The organism is Hoylesella shahii (assembly GCF_937990675.1).
GTDB lineage: Bacteria > Bacteroidota > Bacteroidia > Bacteroidales > Bacteroidaceae > Prevotella > Prevotella shahii.
Genome location: NZ_CALKQY010000037.1, coordinates 1 through 17,971, shown reverse-complemented (window position 1 = coordinate 17,971; position 17,971 = coordinate 1). Strand labels below are relative to the sequence as shown.

Here is a 17,971-nt window from a genome sequence, read left to right as displayed (position 1 = left end):
TGCAGCAGTGCTTGTCCGTGCGTAGGAACATCTCGAAGTCGGAGATGAAAGCGGGCGTAAGCTCTTTCAGCGCGATGTCCTTCACGCGGTAGCGGATGGTGAGGAATTCTTGCAGGTGCTTGTAAACGGTCTTGTACTTCAGGAGCGTGCCTTTGGCTTTCATGCCAGCCTCCACCTGTTTCTCGTAGTCCTCGTTGTGCTGGCGGAACACCTGCATCAGCGTGTGGTAGCGGTGTTCCAGTCCGAGAAAGGCGTTCTTGACCTTCTCCGCCGTGACGAAATTGTCACGCTCCATGATTTCCTGATAATGTCTGTTGATGCGCACACGCATCTTGTCGAGCATGCGGTTCGTTTCGAGTGCCGCCGTGCTTCTGCCCGTGACACGTCCCCCTTTGGTGTCCCACAGCTTGGGATCGACGGTCAGTTTGCAACTGAACTGCGTCTGGCTGCCGTCCACCGTGATGCGTCCCATGACGGGTACTGTCCCGTCCTTTTTCACTACCTGACGTTTGAGGTAGTAGATTACTGAAAATGTACTCTTCATCGTCCTTAATTTTTTTAGGTTCAAAATTAGTCGGTGAAGAGTCCGTCGCCGGTACGCAAAACGGGGAGGAACGGCGCAATCTTTTTCCGTAACCGGATTTGTTGCGTGGGTTGTCAATAACTCACTAATCCTTAACGCCTTGTTTCGTTATCCGTGTCCGTTTGTCGCCTTTTCGGGCATGGTTACGGACAAGTAACGTAGCGGCGTCCTGATTTGGCTTTAGGGGTGATTGCGATGGCTTCACGAATAATCGGAAGCACAACTGAAACCCTTGTAACTCAATTCTATCACTATATCTTTCCGCATTTCACTTTTTTGTAGTAACTTTGTAGGGTTAAATACACTGAAATTAACAGCAAATGAAAATATTCGCAATAGGAATGAACTACGCCCAACACAATAAAGAGTTGGACGGAACGTTATATAAGCCAGAGACGCCCGTGGTGTTTACCAAAGCCGACTCGGCGCTGCTAAAAGATAGTAAGCCTTTTTTTGTGCCCGATTTTATGGGGCGTATCGATTACGAAACAGAACTCGTGGTGCGTATTTCGCGATTGGGCAAATGCATATCGCAGCGTTTCGCCCATCGATATTACGATGCCGTGACGGTGGGAATAGACTTTACCGCACGCGACTTGCAAAGAAAATTGCGTGCCGAGGGGTTGCCTTGGGAGCTGTGCAAGGGCTTCGATGGGTCGGCCGCCTTAGGTAAATGGCTCCCCATCGAACGCTTTAGAAGTGTGGATGCGTTGCATTTTCATCTCGACCAAAACGGTAAGACGGTACAAGAGGGCTGCACCAGCGACTTGCTTTTTAAGGTAGACGAGCTTGTGGCCTACATCAGTCGTTTCTTTACCCTAAAAACGGGCGACCTTATTTATACGGGTACGCCTGTGGGTGTTGGTCCTGTTGCCATTGGCGACCTTCTTGAAGGCTATCTAGAAGACCAAAAGGTGCTGGACGTGCGGTGTAAATAGGGTGGTAAGGAGTAAGCCACTTAGTGGCAAGAAGTAAGTAATGTGGTAGTATGCATAAGCGGTTAGAACCGCAAATGTGGGTGGCTGGCCGTGTTAATCGAGTTAAGGCCTGCTATGAATGGCAAACAACCAACGCTTATGGTTTACTCTCCCTGTCGCTAGTACACGTCTGATAGCACGTTAACACGTAAACTTGTCAATCATACATGCATATAATAAAACGAACAATCATATTGTTGCTGCTTTTCATCGCCTGTTTAGGCGTGCAAAGTCAGCGATTTTTCAACCTCACTTACGAGCAAGTGCGGGTCGACAGCATATGGCCTCATTTTGGTTATGCCATTCCCTTGCCCGAAAATCATCAAGATTCTATTTACACAGTAAGTATTGTGTATCCCGAATTTGCCGAGATGACTCGTGCCGATATAGCCAACTACAATGCTAACTGGGGGGCTGCATTGCCCGAGATGCCCAAACTAGAACAGCGCATTGTAACCTCTCGTAAGCAGGCTATATTGAATATAGGCTTCTGTCCGCTGGTGTTTCGCAACAATAGATACCAAATGCTGGTGGGTTTTATGCTCAAAGTGGAGACCAAAGCCCTGAAACGCGCATATAAAAGAGAACAAACGCTTACAAGAGTGGCTCCTCGCGCTGGTAGATATGTCCAAAACTCGGTGCTCGCCAATGGCCGATGGGCAAAGATACGCGTGCCTGCCAGTGGCGTATATCAAATAACCGAGAACCTTATTAGGCAAGCTGGGTTCAACGATTTGAGCAAGATAAAGGTGTATGGTTATGGCGGTAATTTGCAAAACGAAATGTTGGAGGTAGCGCAACTGCAAGCAAGCGACGACTTAAAAGAAGTGCCTACCTGTATTGTAGATGGTAAAAGATTGTTTTATGCCAAAGGTTCTGTGAGTTGGGAAAGCAACAATGCGACCGTGCGTACACGCAATCCCTACTCAGATTACGGTTATTACTTCATCACACAAACCAGCGAAGAACCGCTATTGGTGAACGAAAATACCTTTGTTAGCAGCTTTTATCCCTCGCCAAACGATTATCACACACTGCACGAGATAGACAATTTCGCTTGGTATCAGGGCGGAAGAAACCTCTTTGAGAACACGCCCATCGCTCAAGGTACAAAGAAAACTTACACTATCGACGCACCTGTGGCTGGCGCTGGTGGAAGTATCACCGTGGCGTTATCGGCAGGCACGGCCACAACAGCAGTGGTAAGTCTTAACGGACAGCGCTTGGGAGAGATGCGAGTAAACATCCCTACCCATTACGATAAAGGCAATAAAACCAATTTTACCATTAATGTGGCGCAGTTTGAGGCCAAAAACGAGGTAACAATTGAAGTGACAAAAGGCGGTGCTGCAAGGCTCGATTTCATCTCTATCGCATCCAACTCACCCCGAACAGCCCCCAACTTGCATGCTGCCGACATTCCCGCGGCTCAGTATGTGCACAACATCACCAACCAAAATCTGCATGCCCATGGCGCTGCAGACATGGTAATCATTATTCCCACGTCGCAAAAGCTAAGACAAGAAGCCGAAAGACTTAAGGCTTTTCACGAACAACACGATGCAATGCGCGTGCAAATCGTACCCGCTGACGAACTGTATAACGAGTTCGCTAGTGGCACACCCGATGCCAATGCCTATCGAAGATATCTTAAAATGCTGTACGATAGGGCTGAAAACGAGGCCGACCAACCCAAATACCTCTTGCTCTTTGGCGACTGTGCTTGGGATAATCGCATGAATACAGCCGACTGGCGCACAGCGAGTGTTGATGATTACTTGTTGTGTTTTGAAAGCGAAGACTCGTTTAACGAGATAACTTGCTACGTTGATGATGGCTTTTTCACCCTTCTAGACGATGGCGAAGGGATTGACTTAGAACGAAATGACTTGCAGGATGTGGCCGTTGGACGATTTCCCGTGGTGCTTCCCAGCGATGCAAAGACAATGGTAGACAAAACTATTGCCTATGCAAAAAACGATAATGCTGGCGCTTGGCAAAACACAATCATGTTTATGGGCGACGATGGCAACGACAATTTGCACATGGACGATGCCAATAAAATGGCCGATAGCATTGCGGTGGAACATCCACAATATCTAATTCGTAAGGTGATGTGGGACTTGTTTAAACGCGAAAACAGCGCAACTGGCCACACTTATCCTGAGGTTACTACGCTTATCAAACAACAACAGGCTGCAGGAGCATTGATAATGAACTACGTGGGACATGGACGAACCGACCAGATTTCGCACGAGTCGGTGCTTCGTCTCAATGATTTCAAAGCCTTCTCTAATATCAATTTACCGCTCTGGATAACAGCTTCGTGCGACATTATGCCCTTCGATGGCAGCGTGCCCACTATTGGCGAAACCGCTGTGCTTAATAAAAATGGTGGCGCAGTGGCCTTCTTTGGTACCACACGCACTGTTTACGCCTATTATAATAAGCGTATCAATATGGCTTATCTGCATTTCTTGCTAAGCGATAATGGTGGAAAACCCATGACCTTTGGCGAGGCCCAGCGTCTGGCAAAGAACTTTATGATAACCGATGGACAAGACCGAACCACCAACAAATTGCAGTATTCGCTGCTTGGCGACCCTGCTTTGGCCATCAAAAGAGCCACCGAAAGGGTGGTGATTGATAGCATCAATGGCAGCTCGGTGCATGCTTCGTCGCTACCAATGCTCACAGCTGGAAAGGTGAACAGCATCGTAGGACATGTAGAAGGCAATGGAAACTTTGTGGGAGTGGTTAGTGCCACCGTGCGCGATCGTAAGCAAAGACTGGTGGGACGACTCAATAACAAATCCGAAGACGATGGCGCAGACGAACCTTTTGTTTACTCCGACCGCCTGAATACAATATTTAATGGAGCCGACAGCGTGCGCAATGGTAAGTTCAAACTAAGCTTTCCCCTTCCGCGAGATGTGGACAACGACAACGGAACAGGGCTTGTAACGCTCTTTGCTGTAAACAAAGACCGCACCAGCAGGGCCAACGGAAGTTACGAACGCTTCACCATCGGCAGCGGATCAATGATTGTCAACGACTCGATTGGACCGTCGATCTATTGTTATCTCAATTCCACCTCGTTTACAAATGGCGGAAATGTAACGGCGCAACCGCTCTTTGTTGCTAAAATTTCGGATAAAGACGGACTCAATGCCACAGGAAGTGGCATCGGACACAACATGCAATTGGTGGTGGATGGCAATATGAACACCACCTATAACCTCAACGAACACTTCGCATTCTCCTTCGGTTCGTACACCGAAGGCACAGTGATGTTTAATATTCCTACACTCTCGCCAGGCAAACATAAACTGCAATTTAGGGCTAGCGACGTACAAAATAATACGTCGCAAGTAACACTCGACTTTAATATTGTGGGTGGAATGCCAGACGATGACTTGCGGATAGATGCCACAGAAAACCCCGCAACCACTGCCACAACCTTCATCGTGAGTCACGATTTGGGGAATATGCCCGTGGATGTTACCATTGAAGTGTTCGACTTAACAGGCAAACGCTTGTGGATAGGCGAAGAACAAGGTACACAAAGCGTGGGAAACTATACCCGTACTTGGAATTTGATGGATACTAATGGCGGTGTGCTGCCTGCTGGTGTTTATCTCTATCGTGCCAAAATCTCGGCTCAAGGCAACACCAAGATATCTAAAGCACGCAAACTTATTGTGCAAGGCAAACGATGAAAAGGGCTTCGGTGTACAGTTGCGATGTATTAATCGCGAAAAGCTTTAAACGTCTTTGCACTCTTACAACAATAAAAAACGCAACCTTGCGTTTATCAATAGTACCGAGCAACAAGCTCTTGCCCAACATCAAGTAAATAATAAGCATTGAAGCAGTATTGTTAACTTGTGCAACTTGAGAGCTTTTCCAAGTAAAGAACAGGTAAATGCGTTAACTTGTGCACCTAAAAACTTGTGAACTCGTCAACATGTCAATTAAATAAACATATAATCAATGACCAATTACAAACGTATCGTCCTGGCATGCGTGTTAATAGTAACCGCAACAACGGCTTGGGCCGACGACAAAAAGGAGATATTCAACCCTGTGAGAACATCAGTAACCTCGCAAGGTATCGCACCCGACGCCCGTGCTGCAGGTATGGGAGACGTGGGAGCAGCAACAGAGGCCGACGTTTATTCGCAGTTTTGGAATCCAGCTAAATATCCTTTCGCCATATCAAGGGCCGGAGTGGGACTGAGTTATACGCCTTGGCTGCGCCAATTGGTTAATGATATCGGTCTTGCTTACATGTCGGGCTATTATCGTATTGGCGACTATGCGGCGCTGTCTGCTGGTATTCGCTACTTCTCTTTGGGCGAAGTGTCAACCTACGACGGACCTAGTGGGGGCAGTGGAGCACCTTCGCTCACCATTCGTCCTTACGAAATGTCGGTGGATGTGGCCTATTCGCTCATGCTAAGCGATAAATTTTCTATCGCTGCAGGCGTGCGTTGGATATACTCAGACCTTACATATAGCTACACAGATAATACAACTCCCGGCTCGGCTTTCGCAGCCGACCTTGGTATGTATTATCAAAACTACGTTAATCTGGGCCAACGCGAATGCCAATTGGGTGTTGGTATGAACATTTCTAACATCGGAAGCAAGATAACAATGGGCGAAGACGCCAACAGCGAGTTTATTCCTACCAACCTTCGTTTGGGTGCTTCGCTCATGATTCCCGTAGACGAATACAACCGTTTTACTATTGCTGCCGATGCAAACAAACTGTTGGTGCCCACTTATCCCCACCAAAACGATGGCGAGACAACCGAAGATTATCAGCGCCGTGTGCAAAAAAACTACTATGATGTGTCGTCTATAGGCGGCATTTTCAAGAGTTTCGGCGATGCACCTGGCGGTTTTAAAGAAGAATTGGATGAGATTAGTCTGAGCGTTGGTGCCGAATACGTGTACCACGACCAGTTTAGTGTGCGCGCAGGCTATCATCACGAGAGTGCCAATAAAGGCAATCGTAAGTATTTTACTGTTGGAGCTGGCTTCAAAATGAGCGCTTTCACGCTCGATGCTGGTTATGTTATCGCCACGGCTAAGAGCAATCCGCTAGACCAAACCATGCGTTTCTCGCTTACATTTGATATGGACGGATTGAAAGATTTGTTTAAACGTAGGTGAGTTTTAATGTTTTTGAGGCTATGAGTGGGGTGAGTTATTGAACGCTTTACCAATGAAATATTTAAGACTCGAAGGATGTGAACCTTGAGGCTTGCGAGTTAATAGGTTTAAAAATACCAACTAATACACCCAACAACCAAGAAACTCTGCAACTCATAAACTCAATAAACTCGCCAACTAAAGCACTCAATAAACTCGCCAACTCAATAAACGCAATAACAAAAAACTAAAAAATGAATTACAGGATAGGTTTTGGATACGATGTTCACCGCTTGGTGGAAGATAGAGAACTATGGTTGGGTGGCATACGCATAGCCCACACTGTGGGATTGTTGGGGCATAGCGATGCCGATGTGCTGATACACGCCATTTGCGATGCACTTCTTGGAGCGGCAAACATGCGCGATATTGGTTATCATTTCCCCGATACGGCCAACGAAACATTAAATATGGACAGCAAAGTGATACTAAAAAAAACCGTGGAACTAATTGGCACGAAAGGCTATCGCGTAGGAAACGTAGACGCAACCGTGTGTGCCGAACAGCCCAAAATCAATCCTCACATCCCTGCTATGCAGCAATGCATGGCCCAATTGATGGGGGTAGACCCAGATGCGGTATCGATAAAGGCCACCACTTCCGAACGAATGGGCTTTGTTGGGCGGCAAGAAGGCATGGCTGCTTATGCCACAGCTCTTATCGAAAAGATGTAATTGAGTTGATCTAGCGCGCAACAGGCAGAACGTTTACTGGTGTTTGGTTAGTGGCCATCAATAAAAAAACGTTTACTTGCAGAGCTATTGCGCTTGCAAAATGTGGCCTTTTGCCACTCTTTTACCTGTTGGCATGCTTTAGTCAAAGGCTTGTGGCAGTGAACAAATATGGGAGACGTCTTTGCATGTGTACGCAAAGACGTCTCCTTTTTTTGTATCATTTACATATTTTGCAGAATAAATGCCGTGCTCTCGCCTTTTTTTCTTACTTTTGCAAGAAAGGAATTAGACGCGTGTCGATGGTAAAAAGGAAATCAAACACAATGACAATCCACGTCCAAAGCACACCAATAGAATGTAATTAAAGCCCCTGCCATGCCCAGCAATCACATAAAGATAGCCATATTTGGCAACGAATGTCAGCAACATAACGAGCAAGCACTAACCCGAGTGCTACATTGTTTGGCGCAGCACAACGCCGAAGTATATGTTGATAAACCTTTTCTACGCTATCTAAAGGGCTGTTGCAACCTGCCCAACTGCATACTCACACCTTTCGTTGGCAACGATTTCGACGCCCAATTTGCTTTGTCGCTGGGTGGAGATGGCACTTTTTTGAGGGCCGCGGGGCGAGTAGGGCATAAGCAAATACCAATCGTTGGCATCAATATGGGGCGTTTAGGATTTCTTGCAGGAATACCAGCAAGCGAAGCCGAAGAAGCATTAAACGATATCTTTAGTGGGCAATACAAAATTGAACAGCATGCGGTGATGATGGTTGAGGCTGGAAAAGAAACCTTCGGAGGAAACCCTTTCGCCGTAAACGATATTGCTATTCTTAAACGCGACGATGCTTCTATGATTACCATTGGCGTGTGTGTAGATGGCGAACAGCTGGTAACTTACCAAGCCGATGGACTTATTGTAGCCACACAAGCTGGTTCTACGGCCTACAACCTTTCTAATGGTGGACCGATAGTGGTGCCTGGAACTAACGCTATATGCCTAACAGCGGTGGCACCACATAGTCTTAATGTGCGCCCCATCGTGTTGCCAGGAAACGTTGAGTTGCACTTGCGTGTAGAAAGTAGGTCGCACAATTACCTTATTGCTATCGACGGGCGCAGCACTAAACTGGTGCAAGGCACTGATATACGTATCTGTAAAGCACCTTACGTGGTGAAAATGGTTAGACGAGAAGGCCAAACCTATTTCGCAACGCTAAGAAATAAAATGATGTGGGGGGCTGATAATCGCAATCACGACATGCAAAACAACGAGGCCGACGAGCAATAACGCCCCCTCAACACCTCCAAGCTAACTATGCTAAGGCATCGCTCTTGGATAATCATAAAAAGATAACGCCAGCCATTATCAATAACAACGGCAAAGACAACAACACCATCTCACCTAAAACATTCAGAAATGCGAATAAAATCACTGCTTAGAATACCCGATAATAAATACGCTGCCAAAACCATTCTACGTTGGTTGTGGCTGGCATGGAAAGGCAATAGGCTGCAAGCAATGCTTAATGCCTCTATCGGCGTGTTGCAAGTGGTGGTGAGTTTGGCACAGGTGTGGGCCGTGAAGCATGCTATTGATGTGGCTTCGGGACAACTTCCTGGCTCTATTTATTGGGCTGTGGGATTGATGGGTATGTTTATCTTGGCCGATTTCTCGCTCTCTATTGCCAGCACTTGGGTGCGAAACCTCTTGGGAATAAAGGCTCAAAACCGCATGCAACAACGCATGCTCGACCGACTTCTCAAGTCGCAATGGCATGGACGAGAGGCTTTTCACTCGGGAGATGTGCTCAACCGACTTGAACAAGACGTTAACCAGGTGGTTACTTTCTTAACCGAAACCATTCCCTCCTCGCTCTCTGTGCTCGCAATGTTCTTGGGAGCATTCTTCTATCTCTTTGCTATGGACAAGGTGTTGGCCATGATTATCGTGGGTATTCTGCCTATCTTTGTGCTGGCCTCTCGCACTTACGTGGGCCAAATGAGACGATTGACACGCAAGGTGCGCGACTCTGATAGTAAGGTTCAAAGCGTTTTGCAAGAGACTATTCAAAACCGAATGCTTATCAAAACACTTGAAAGCGACAACATGATGGTGAACAAGCTCGGCGAAACGCAAAGCGAACTGCGCCATCACGTGGTGCGACGCACAGTTTTCTCGGTCTTCTCTAGCGTGGTTCTCAACTTCGGCTTTGCTGTTGGCTATCTTGTGGCATTCCTCTGGGCTGCAATCCGACTGGCCGACCACACCCTTACTTTTGGCGGCATGACTGCTTTCTTGCAACTCGTTAACCGTATTCAAAACCCTGCACGCAATCTCACAAGGCTCGCTCCTGCGTTTGTATCGGTGTTTACTGCTGCAGAACGCTTAATGGAATTGGAAGAAAATCCACTTGAACAACAAGGAAAACCCGAATATGTGGCAGCACCATGCGGGCTAAAACTCAATAATGTAACCTTCGCTTATAGCGATGAAGGGCGAAACATAGTGCAAAACCTCAGCTTCGACTTCAAACCGGGCAGCTGTACCGCTGTGCTTGGAGAGACGGGAGCTGGCAAAACCACACTCATTCGGTTGCTGCTTGCTCTGGTGTCGCCCACTCATGGCAGCGTAAACATTTATAACGATAAAGGCGTTTCGCGCGAACTAACCTCGCTCATGCGCTGCAATTTTGTTTATGTGCCACAAGGCAACACGCTCATGAGCGGAACAATTAGAGACAATCTAAGGCTTGGCAACATCGCTGCTACTGACGAAGAGATGATTGCTGCACTGCATAAAAGTTGTGCCGACTTTGTAATGGAGTTGCCACAGGGCCTTGACACGGTGTGCAGTGAGTTGGGTGGTGGACTGAGTGAAGGGCAAGCGCAGCGCATTGGCATTGCCCGAGCTTTGCTAAGAGACCGTAGCATTATGCTTTTCGACGAAGCAACAAGTGCTCTCGACCCCGAAACCGAACGCCAACTGCTGAGCAACATTCTGGCCACTCGCGATAAAACGATTATCTTTATCACACACAGACTGGCCGTGGTGGACTATTCTGACCAGACTTTGAGATTGGAACGACTTGAAACCAACTAATCTAACCAAAACCAAACGCACATGAACAGGGTAAAAACAACTCACGTAAAGCATACGCTTAAAGCACGCCTGGCCCTGCTGGTTGGGCTGCTTTTGCTGCTTGGTGCTTGCTCCAATAAACGCCAAACGCCTGTTCGAGCATTGTATTATTGGAGCACCACCTTTGTTAACGACAGTCTTAAAACCCACTTTTACCACCAACATGGGGTGCAAAGGCTCTATGTGCGCTATTTTGATGTGGTGAAACACCCTGATAAAGACCCACTACCCAATGCCACCATCACCTTTAACGACTCGGTTCCACAGGGCATGGAGATAATCCCAACGGTGTTTATTACCAACGATTGCATGCGCCAACCAGCCACCTTTGCCAAACAATTGTGGCAGCGCATTTGCCAAATGAACGAGACTCACGGCATTAGAAACGTGAAAGAAATACAGATTGATTGCGACTGGAGCAAGCAAACGCAAGACATTTATTTCGACTTTCTTCGCCAGTTGCATAAAATGGTGGAGCAAGCTGGGCTTAAACTCTCTGTTACCATCCGTCTGCACCAGTTGGCTATGCCTGTTCCGCCTGTTGATAAAGGCACTTTGATGCTCTACAACACAGGCGATTTTAGGAAGCTTGATTATCAAAGACCCATTCTCGATCCCGATGTGGTGCGCCGATACATCAGCGGCTTGCGTGCTTATTCGTTGCCTCTCAATGCTGCTTACCCTCTGTTTAGGGTGCGCGCCTTGTTTCGCGGAGGTAGGTTTGTTGGCTTAATTCATACCAAAGACGAATATCCTGTGCTACCAACCGACACCATTGCCGTGCGCGAAACGTCACTCACCGACTTACAAAGCGTGCAATACTTGATAATGAAGCATCGACCCGATGTGCACAACGAGATAATTCTTTATGATGTAAACAATAGGAACCTCACAAAATATCCATTCCACACCTATGAAAAAATTTATAACCCTTAGCTTAATGGCATGCCTTATGCTTGTTAATAACAAGACTTGGGCTTGTGCAGATATGGGAGATGAACACCTAGCAGAGGTGTTCTCTATCTACTCGAACGATTATACGTACAGCAATTACGAGCGCTTGATGAAATATTGGGCCGCGTATACTGGCGATAAAACGCCTTTTTCGGCCGAATGGCAAGAACGTTATGCACCATGGAATTATTATTTTGATAAAGATTGTGCCCGATTGATGCTTGCTGCAAAGCGAAAAAAAGATGAAGAAATGCAGCTCTATCTGCGCAATACCATCAAATACAACAAGATTTGCGATGATATGCAATCGCGTTGGGAATATCCCAGTGCCGAAAAATTGAAAGTAAGACGCAACACCTTGCTTTCTATTCAGCGTGCTGCTAAGGCTTATGGTGGCGAACGCTTAAAGCCGCAGTTCTCATTATTGTTAATGCGCACCAATATGTTGCTTAAAGACTATCAGGCCAACCAAGAATATTGGGTGCTTAATGCCTCAAAACTGCCCGAAAGTGTATTTAAAGACATGATGCACAGCCTTTATGCCAATGCCATCCTTAACTTGGGACAATGGCGAAAGGCTTGCGATATCTATGTGAAACAAGGCGACTGGGAGAGCATGGAGTGGGCTATGCGAAACTATCGTAACCCTGCTGGCATCAAGCGCGTTTATAAAGAAGACCCCAATTCGCCAACCTTGGCCTATCTGTTGCAATGCTATGTTAACGGTGGATATGGCTGGGAAATTGGTTACGGAAGGTATATAGAAGAGCAAGACGAAAAGCAGGTTAATGCCGATGATACCAAGCAACTGCTACAAATGATTGAAACCGATGTGCTTCACAATGCTGCTGTGCGCGATAAAGCTATGTGGAAGGCTGCGCAAGCCATGTTATACTTTAACAACAATAAGCCCGAACAGGCCTTTAAATGTGCACAAGAGGCGCAAAAACTTAATGGCTCTAAGCGTGCTAAGCACTGCGCGCGAAGCATTGCCTTGCTGGCTTCTACGGGTTTCAAACCTTTGGGCGACGCCTATTCGGCTTATATTGTGGGCGAACTGCAATGGCTCATGGATTGTTCCGACGAAAATAGCAAGAAAGTGAGCTACTCCAGCGCGGGCGAATATTATAGCGAGGTGATGGAATATATAATGTACAACTATCTCATTCCGCGTTATAACACCAAGACCACGACTAATGAGCGCTTGGCGTTGTTGGCTTTCATGGACCATCCTCACAAGCCCGAATACTACAAAGACAATGAGGAGACTGGTCTATCCCTTATATGGGGGGAATATGGCATGGCGCTCGATTCGCTCACTGCTAAGCAAATGATTGCTTATTACAGCTATCTCAATGCTAATATTTCCGATCCGCTGCTTCGTTTGGCTGTGTCGAGGGCATATAAAAACCCTGATTGCTTTAACGACCTTATCGGTACTGCCTTCTTGCGTGAGGGAAATTTTGCTGAGGCTATCCCTTATTTAGAGAAGGTGGGAACTAAATATCTCAGCGCTAAAGGGTATAACGACTATGCGCTTAACAACGATTTTAAGGCCGATAGATGGTTTACACCCCGACCCCGACCCGTAAAAACCGTTATGAATAATGGTGGGAAAGACAATGTTAAGGTGCAGTACTGTCGTGATATGTTGCAACTGTTGAGCACTTATAAGTTGGCACGAAATAAGGAAGTGCAGGCCGAAGTGGCCTATGTGCTTGGTTCGCGCTATTTCCAAGCGTCTGTCTATGGCGATTGTTGGTTTCTAACACGCGATTATGTTAGTGCTTACGACTCGGTGCGTACTTACGAAAAAGACTTTGTTGCCGAGGCCGAACGCTATCTGCTACAAAGCGAAAAGAGCAAGAACCCCGAGCTAAAGCTGAAGAGTATGTTTGCCTTGGCCCACATGTCGTATGCTCAATTCTCCGTAGGAAGCCTATGCACGTCGGGTGAATGGTTTGAAGGGTTAGACGATTGTAAACCCATTTATAACCGATATACCAATCTTGCGCAATATCTTAAGGGGCTGAAAACGCCACCCGATTATATCACTAAGTGCGACATCTTGCACGAATTTATAACAAAAAGAATGCGCTAAACTTTGCTTTCGCCCTGCTTTCGGCCCGTTAACTGAGGGGGAAAGTAGGGCGAAAGTGTTTTTATGATAGGCTTGGTTTTGGGGATAAGCATCTCAACACACACTGTCTCTCTCCTGCAAAGCATTGTATTAGCGCGGAAGATTATATGTTGGGAGGGGCATCGCTAGACCACTGTTTACTAAACTTAAAATTGTGCGACTAGAAGTTTTGCCGACTGCCATAATAGGCCATGCAGTAGCCAAAAAGAATGTTGCACGATGGCGGTGGCTTTATCCCAAACGCTAGGGGCATTGTGTTTGACTGGCAAGCCTGTTTCTCTTTCCTTATTTGTTAATAAGGTAAAAATAATTTACAAACAAGACTCTCTGTTAGCACCCCTTCTAGCGAAAAAATATGCTTAAAACACTGATTTTTGCCCCAAATTTTAGTCTTTTGCATTTTGTTTTATATCAAATTTGGGCCTTTCTTTTGCGTTTTGCACCATTTTGCCTTTCTATTTGCTCGCCTGCTCACGATTTTCACCTCTCCAAAACCACTATTTTTTTTGCTAAAAACCCCTTTTTAAGACAATTTTTGCCTCAAAAAGTCGTAATAAGTTCGGTGTTGGGTGAGTCAAAAGTAACTCTTCATGGTGCAAAAAGCAGCAATTAGTGTTGCGTTTTGCACCAAATAGCCTTGCGTTTTGCATGAGTTAGCACTGCATTTAGTAGGAGTTAGCACTGCGTTTTGTAGGAGTTAGCACTGCGTTTTGTAGGAGTTAGCCTTGCGTTTTGGTGCAAATAGGTCATAATTTTGTTAAAATGGCGGTTTTTTGCTACTATATTTCGTTTTTCAAAAGTTGCCAACCATCCCCCTTTTTTGTTCCAACAAACTTCCGCGAGAATCGATTTTTTGCGAGCTAATGGACACTTGCTGAATTTAAACGCACTCACAATGTTAAATCTTCTGCCGAATAATTTACAATTTTGTACGTGATATGACAGAGAAGTCTAAATAAGGCTAAGTAAAGCACAAGCATCTAAACCAGCAGAACAACATCTTTAAAGATACCCGTAATTGCTAGGAGAGACCGTTATTTCATCCAAATGGCGAACGTGAGGGCAAAACAAAGATAAGCTAATGGCGTAGTGCTTGTGAACGGGGCACAGACAAGGTATTGATGGTGAGCATCGCTGTTTGTTATATCTTGTTGATAAGCCAGCCATCCCACCATTTTTTGGCACTTACATTTTGTTAAGTCAGTGGTTTTTCTTATTTTTGTATGCTATAAATAAGGGCGTGCCCAATGAGCGTTGTGCGGCATTTGGCCTACATTTGTGGTTAGCTGCTAATCAATAAGGGCCGTATGGCCACGTATTGCACATAAATAGAGGCTTAACACATGAGTAAAGGCATGCCCAAAGATAAAAACAAGCAACAAAAGGGTGAAAAAAAGTAAATGGATAAAGCACCATCGCTACTTTGGATTGGTGTTTGCTTTCTTCTTATTGATGTTTTGCGTGTCGGGGATTGTGCTTAACCATCCCTCGGTGTTTTCGCATATCAACGTGGGGCGTAATCTTTTGCCACAGCAATATCGCTTTGATAAATGGAACAACGGATTGATGCGTGGTACCATTAAATGGCGCAACAAGGTGCTGGTGTATGGTAATGCTGGTGTATGGCTTACCGATAGCAGTGCCAAAGCCTTTATGGACTTTAATCGAGGCTTTCCTCAAGGGGTGGACAATCGCAACATTCGCGGTATGGCCGTGATGCCTTCGGGCGAACTTTTCGCAGCAGGGCAGTATGGTTTGTTTTGTCTTTCGGAGCAAAAAACATGGCAAGCAGTGAATTTAGCTTTGTTGCACGACGACCGTATTGTAGATATGGCCACACGTGGCGATACGCTTGTGGTGACAACGCGTTCGCAAGTGTTTGTTGCTCGTGCACCTTATCGCACCTTTCAGAGCATAGAATTGGCCGCGCCCAATGACGAAGCACCCCGCTTCACCCTCTTTCGCACCATTTGGTGGCTGCACAGTGGCGAGCTGTTTGGGCTGGTTGGCAAGCTTATAGTGGATGTCGTAGGGTTAGTACTCATGTTTCTATGTCTGTCGGGAGTGGTGTATTGGCTGTTGCCTCGTATGGGGAAGAAGGCGCATATGGCTGCAAGACAGTGGCTGTTTTCGTGGCACGACCGTGTGGGAAGACTCACCCTAGTACTAACCTTGCTGGTGTGCGCCACAGGTTGGATGCTTCGTCCGCCACTACTTTTATTGGTGGCCAGTGTTAAAGCCCCTGCAATACCCTTCACAAAAACCAGTGCCGACAATGTGTGGTACGACAAACTGCGGTCGCTTCGTTGGGACGAACGCATGCACGATTGGCTACTCTATACCTCGGATGGCTTTTATTCGCTGTCTACACTCTCGTCTGCGCCAAGCAAACTGGTGGTTCAGCCACCCGTTAGTGTGATGGGGCTCAATGTGCAAAAGACCATGGATGGCGATTATTGGTTGCTAGGCTCGTTTAGTGGCTTGTATATATGGCAGCGCAGCACGGGCATGGTTATCGACTATTTCACAGAGATGCCCGCACAAGTGGTGCAAGGGCCGCCCGTAGGGGCTAACGCTGTGTCGGGTTTTAGCAGCGACTTTGCCCATGGCGAGTGCGTGGTAAACTATGGCACAGGCACCGACTTAGTGCCTATGCCCCAATGGATGGCCTCGTTACCGATGTCGCTTCGCAATGTGGCTTTAGAGATACACACCGGCCGTATGTACACATTCCTTGGTCCTACATCCGTGCTTTACGTCTTTATTATTGGTTTGGCCATTCTTTGGTGTTTGTGGTCGGGTTGGAAAATACGCGTTCGAATGAACGAAAAGAAACGCCAAAAGGCCAACGAAGCATAGGCGAGGGCTTGCCGAAGGGTGGAGTATAGCAATGCAAGAGTCAACCCAAGGGCGAAAGAAGAGCAGTGCTTCGCTAATGTTTAGCGCTGATATAGCATGCAGCGCGATGGAGTGATATGGATGTTAAACAGCAGGTTGGTAGCGGTAAAGGTTTGAAATGGCATTAATGTAGTTAAAAATCTTTCCTTTTGTCTTTTGCTTTCACGCGAAAAACTTTATCTTTGCGCCGCAGTTGGCACCACATGTGCGTTGTACATGGCGCGCCCTGCTCATCATTAACAACAGCCTAATTGCGCATACAATGGAAGAACAATCTAAACGCAAACCTTATCTTAGAAAACCAAAATGGCTTTACACCACAATTGAGGGTGGAGAGAAATACGGATTTGTAGAAAAAACGCTCGAAGAGAACGGTTTGCACACAATATGTAGTAGTGGTAAATGTCCTAATAAAGGGCATTGCTGGAAGAGCGGAACGGCCACCTTTATGATATTGGGTGACCGTTGCACGCGTGCTTGCCGCTTTTGTGCCACTCAGACGGGCCATCCTTTGCCCCCCGACCCTCACGAACCGTTGAAAATTGCACGTAGCGTGAAGGCTATGGAACTGCGGCATTGTGTGATAACATCGGTAGACCGCGACGACTTACCCGATAAAGGGGCGGCACATTGGGCTGAAACCATACGCAGAATACGAGAGTTTTGCCCTGATATGATTATAGAAGTGCTCATCCCTGATTATCGAGGTGAGGAGTTGAAAACAGTGTTGGAGGCTGGTCCAGACATCGTTGCACATAACTTAGAGACGGTTGAACGGCTCACACCAAGCGTTCGCCATCGTGCCACTTATCGTAATAGCATGGGTACTTTGCGCGAGATAGCAGAGCGTGGGTTTATTACCAAAACTGGAATAATGGTGGGATTGGGCGAAACACAAGAGGAAGTGAAGGCCCTTTTGCAGGAGGTTTATGATGTGGGATGCCGCATGATTACTATTGGACAGTATCTTCAACCGAGCGATAAACAACTGGATGTGGTGGAATATGTTCATCCCGATATCTTTTTAGAATATAAACGAACAGCTGTGCGCATTGGTTACGACAACGCTGAAAGTGCTCCTCTGGTGCGCTCTTCGTACATGGCCGAGCAGTCGTTTATTAGTATGTTGGTGCGAAAAAAGAAGTTGGAGGGGAAAGATAATAGGTGAAAAAATGAAAGGATGAAAAGGGTTTTAAAGGTGAAAGGGTGAAAGGCTGAAAAGGTGAAAAATGGCTTCGCTTAACACAAAGTTAACTCGTAAAGTCATCAACTCATCAACTTATAAACTCACAAACTCATCAGCTCGCAGATTTATAAGCTCCAAAACTTATAAACTCACAAACTCATCAGCTCGCAGATTTATAAGCTCCTAAACTTA

General features: G+C 46.5%; 12 protein-coding genes. 11 read left to right on the top strand and 1 reads right to left on the bottom strand.

Annotated features, from left to right (window positions below):
* Positions 1–544, bottom strand: a 544-nt coding sequence (locus QME03_RS05700; protein WP_281723751.1) for a phage integrase SAM-like domain and Arm DNA-binding domain-containing protein, incomplete at its 3' end; no start/stop codon positions are given.
* A gap of 359 nt (positions 545–903) precedes the next feature.
* On the opposite strand from QME03_RS05700, the gene QME03_RS05695 reads away from it, so the two are divergent.
* The 11 genes from QME03_RS05695 (at position 904) to lipA (ending at position 17,761) form a co-directional block, all read left to right on the top strand.
* Positions 904–1,521: a fumarylacetoacetate hydrolase family protein gene (locus QME03_RS05695; RefSeq protein ID WP_273115393.1), complete on the top strand. Its 618-nt coding sequence runs from the start codon at positions 904–906 to the stop codon at positions 1,519–1,521.
* A 206-nt stretch (positions 1,522–1,727) separates the two neighbouring features.
* Positions 1,728–5,279, top strand: coding sequence for a type IX secretion system sortase PorU (gene porU / locus QME03_RS05690; RefSeq protein ID WP_281723750.1), 3,552 nt, complete (start codon positions 1,728–1,730; stop codon positions 5,277–5,279).
* 274 nt (positions 5,280–5,553) lie between these two features.
* Positions 5,554–6,741 carry a type IX secretion system outer membrane channel protein PorV gene (gene porV / locus QME03_RS05685; RefSeq protein WP_110370028.1) on the top strand — a complete coding sequence of 396 codons (1,188 nt, stop codon included), beginning with the start codon at positions 5,554–5,556 and terminating at the stop codon, positions 6,739–6,741.
* A 233-nt stretch (positions 6,742–6,974) separates the two neighbouring features.
* On the top strand, positions 6,975–7,454 hold the full coding sequence (ispF, locus tag QME03_RS05680; protein WP_025816604.1) for a 2-C-methyl-D-erythritol 2,4-cyclodiphosphate synthase: 480 nt from the start codon (positions 6,975–6,977) through the stop codon (positions 7,452–7,454).
* 375 nt (positions 7,455–7,829) lie between these two features.
* Positions 7,830–8,750, top strand: coding sequence for an NAD kinase (locus QME03_RS05675; RefSeq protein WP_281723749.1), 921 nt, complete (start codon positions 7,830–7,832; stop codon positions 8,748–8,750).
* Between the two features lie 129 nt (positions 8,751–8,879).
* A complete protein-coding gene (locus QME03_RS05670; RefSeq protein WP_281723748.1) occupies positions 8,880–10,562 on the top strand; it encodes an ABC transporter ATP-binding protein in 1,683 nt (560 codons plus the stop codon).
* 21 nt (positions 10,563–10,583) lie between these two features.
* Positions 10,584–11,537, top strand: coding sequence for a hypothetical protein (locus QME03_RS05665; RefSeq protein WP_281723747.1), 954 nt, complete (start codon positions 10,584–10,586; stop codon positions 11,535–11,537).
* A gap of 16 nt (positions 11,538–11,553) precedes the next feature.
* Entirely contained in the window at positions 11,554–13,656 is a 2,103-nt protein-coding gene (locus QME03_RS05660; protein ID WP_281723746.1) for a hypothetical protein, read from the top strand.
* 394 nt (positions 13,657–14,050) lie between these two features.
* Positions 14,051–14,308 (top strand): hypothetical protein, encoded by a 258-nt coding sequence (locus QME03_RS05655; protein WP_281723745.1) that lies wholly within the window; start codon positions 14,051–14,053, stop codon positions 14,306–14,308.
* 773 nt (positions 14,309–15,081) lie between these two features.
* The gene (locus QME03_RS05650) at positions 15,082–16,554 is read left to right on the top strand and encodes a PepSY-associated TM helix domain-containing protein (RefSeq protein ID WP_281723744.1); all 1,473 of its coding nucleotides are present in this window, start codon (positions 15,082–15,084) and stop codon (positions 16,552–16,554) included.
* A gap of 301 nt (positions 16,555–16,855) precedes the next feature.
* A complete protein-coding gene (gene lipA / locus QME03_RS05645) occupies positions 16,856–17,761 on the top strand; it encodes a lipoyl synthase (protein WP_273113685.1) in 906 nt (301 codons plus the stop codon).
* The last annotated feature ends 210 nt before the right edge of the window (positions 17,762–17,971 follow it).

Bases quoted from the DNA above. Each gene is read 5' to 3' on its own strand.
- QME03_RS05695 (WP_273115393.1), top strand. From the start codon at position 904: ATGAAAATATTCGCAATAGGAATGAACTACGCCCAACACAATAAAGAG.
- porU (WP_281723750.1), top strand. From the start codon at position 1,728: ATGCATATAATAAAACGAACAATCATATTGTTGCTGCTTTTCATCGCC.
- porV (WP_110370028.1), top strand. From the start codon at position 5,554: ATGACCAATTACAAACGTATCGTCCTGGCATGCGTGTTAATAGTAACC.
- ispF (WP_025816604.1), top strand. From the start codon at position 6,975: ATGAATTACAGGATAGGTTTTGGATACGATGTTCACCGCTTGGTGGAA.
- QME03_RS05675 (WP_281723749.1), top strand. From the start codon at position 7,830: ATGCCCAGCAATCACATAAAGATAGCCATATTTGGCAACGAATGTCAG.
- QME03_RS05670 (WP_281723748.1), top strand. From the start codon at position 8,880: ATGCGAATAAAATCACTGCTTAGAATACCCGATAATAAATACGCTGCC.
- QME03_RS05665 (WP_281723747.1), top strand. From the start codon at position 10,584: ATGAACAGGGTAAAAACAACTCACGTAAAGCATACGCTTAAAGCACGC.
- QME03_RS05660 (WP_281723746.1), top strand. From the start codon at position 11,554: ATGCTTGTTAATAACAAGACTTGGGCTTGTGCAGATATGGGAGATGAA.
- QME03_RS05655 (WP_281723745.1), top strand. From the start codon at position 14,051: ATGCTTAAAACACTGATTTTTGCCCCAAATTTTAGTCTTTTGCATTTT.
- lipA (WP_273113685.1), top strand. From the start codon at position 16,856: ATGGAAGAACAATCTAAACGCAAACCTTATCTTAGAAAACCAAAATGG.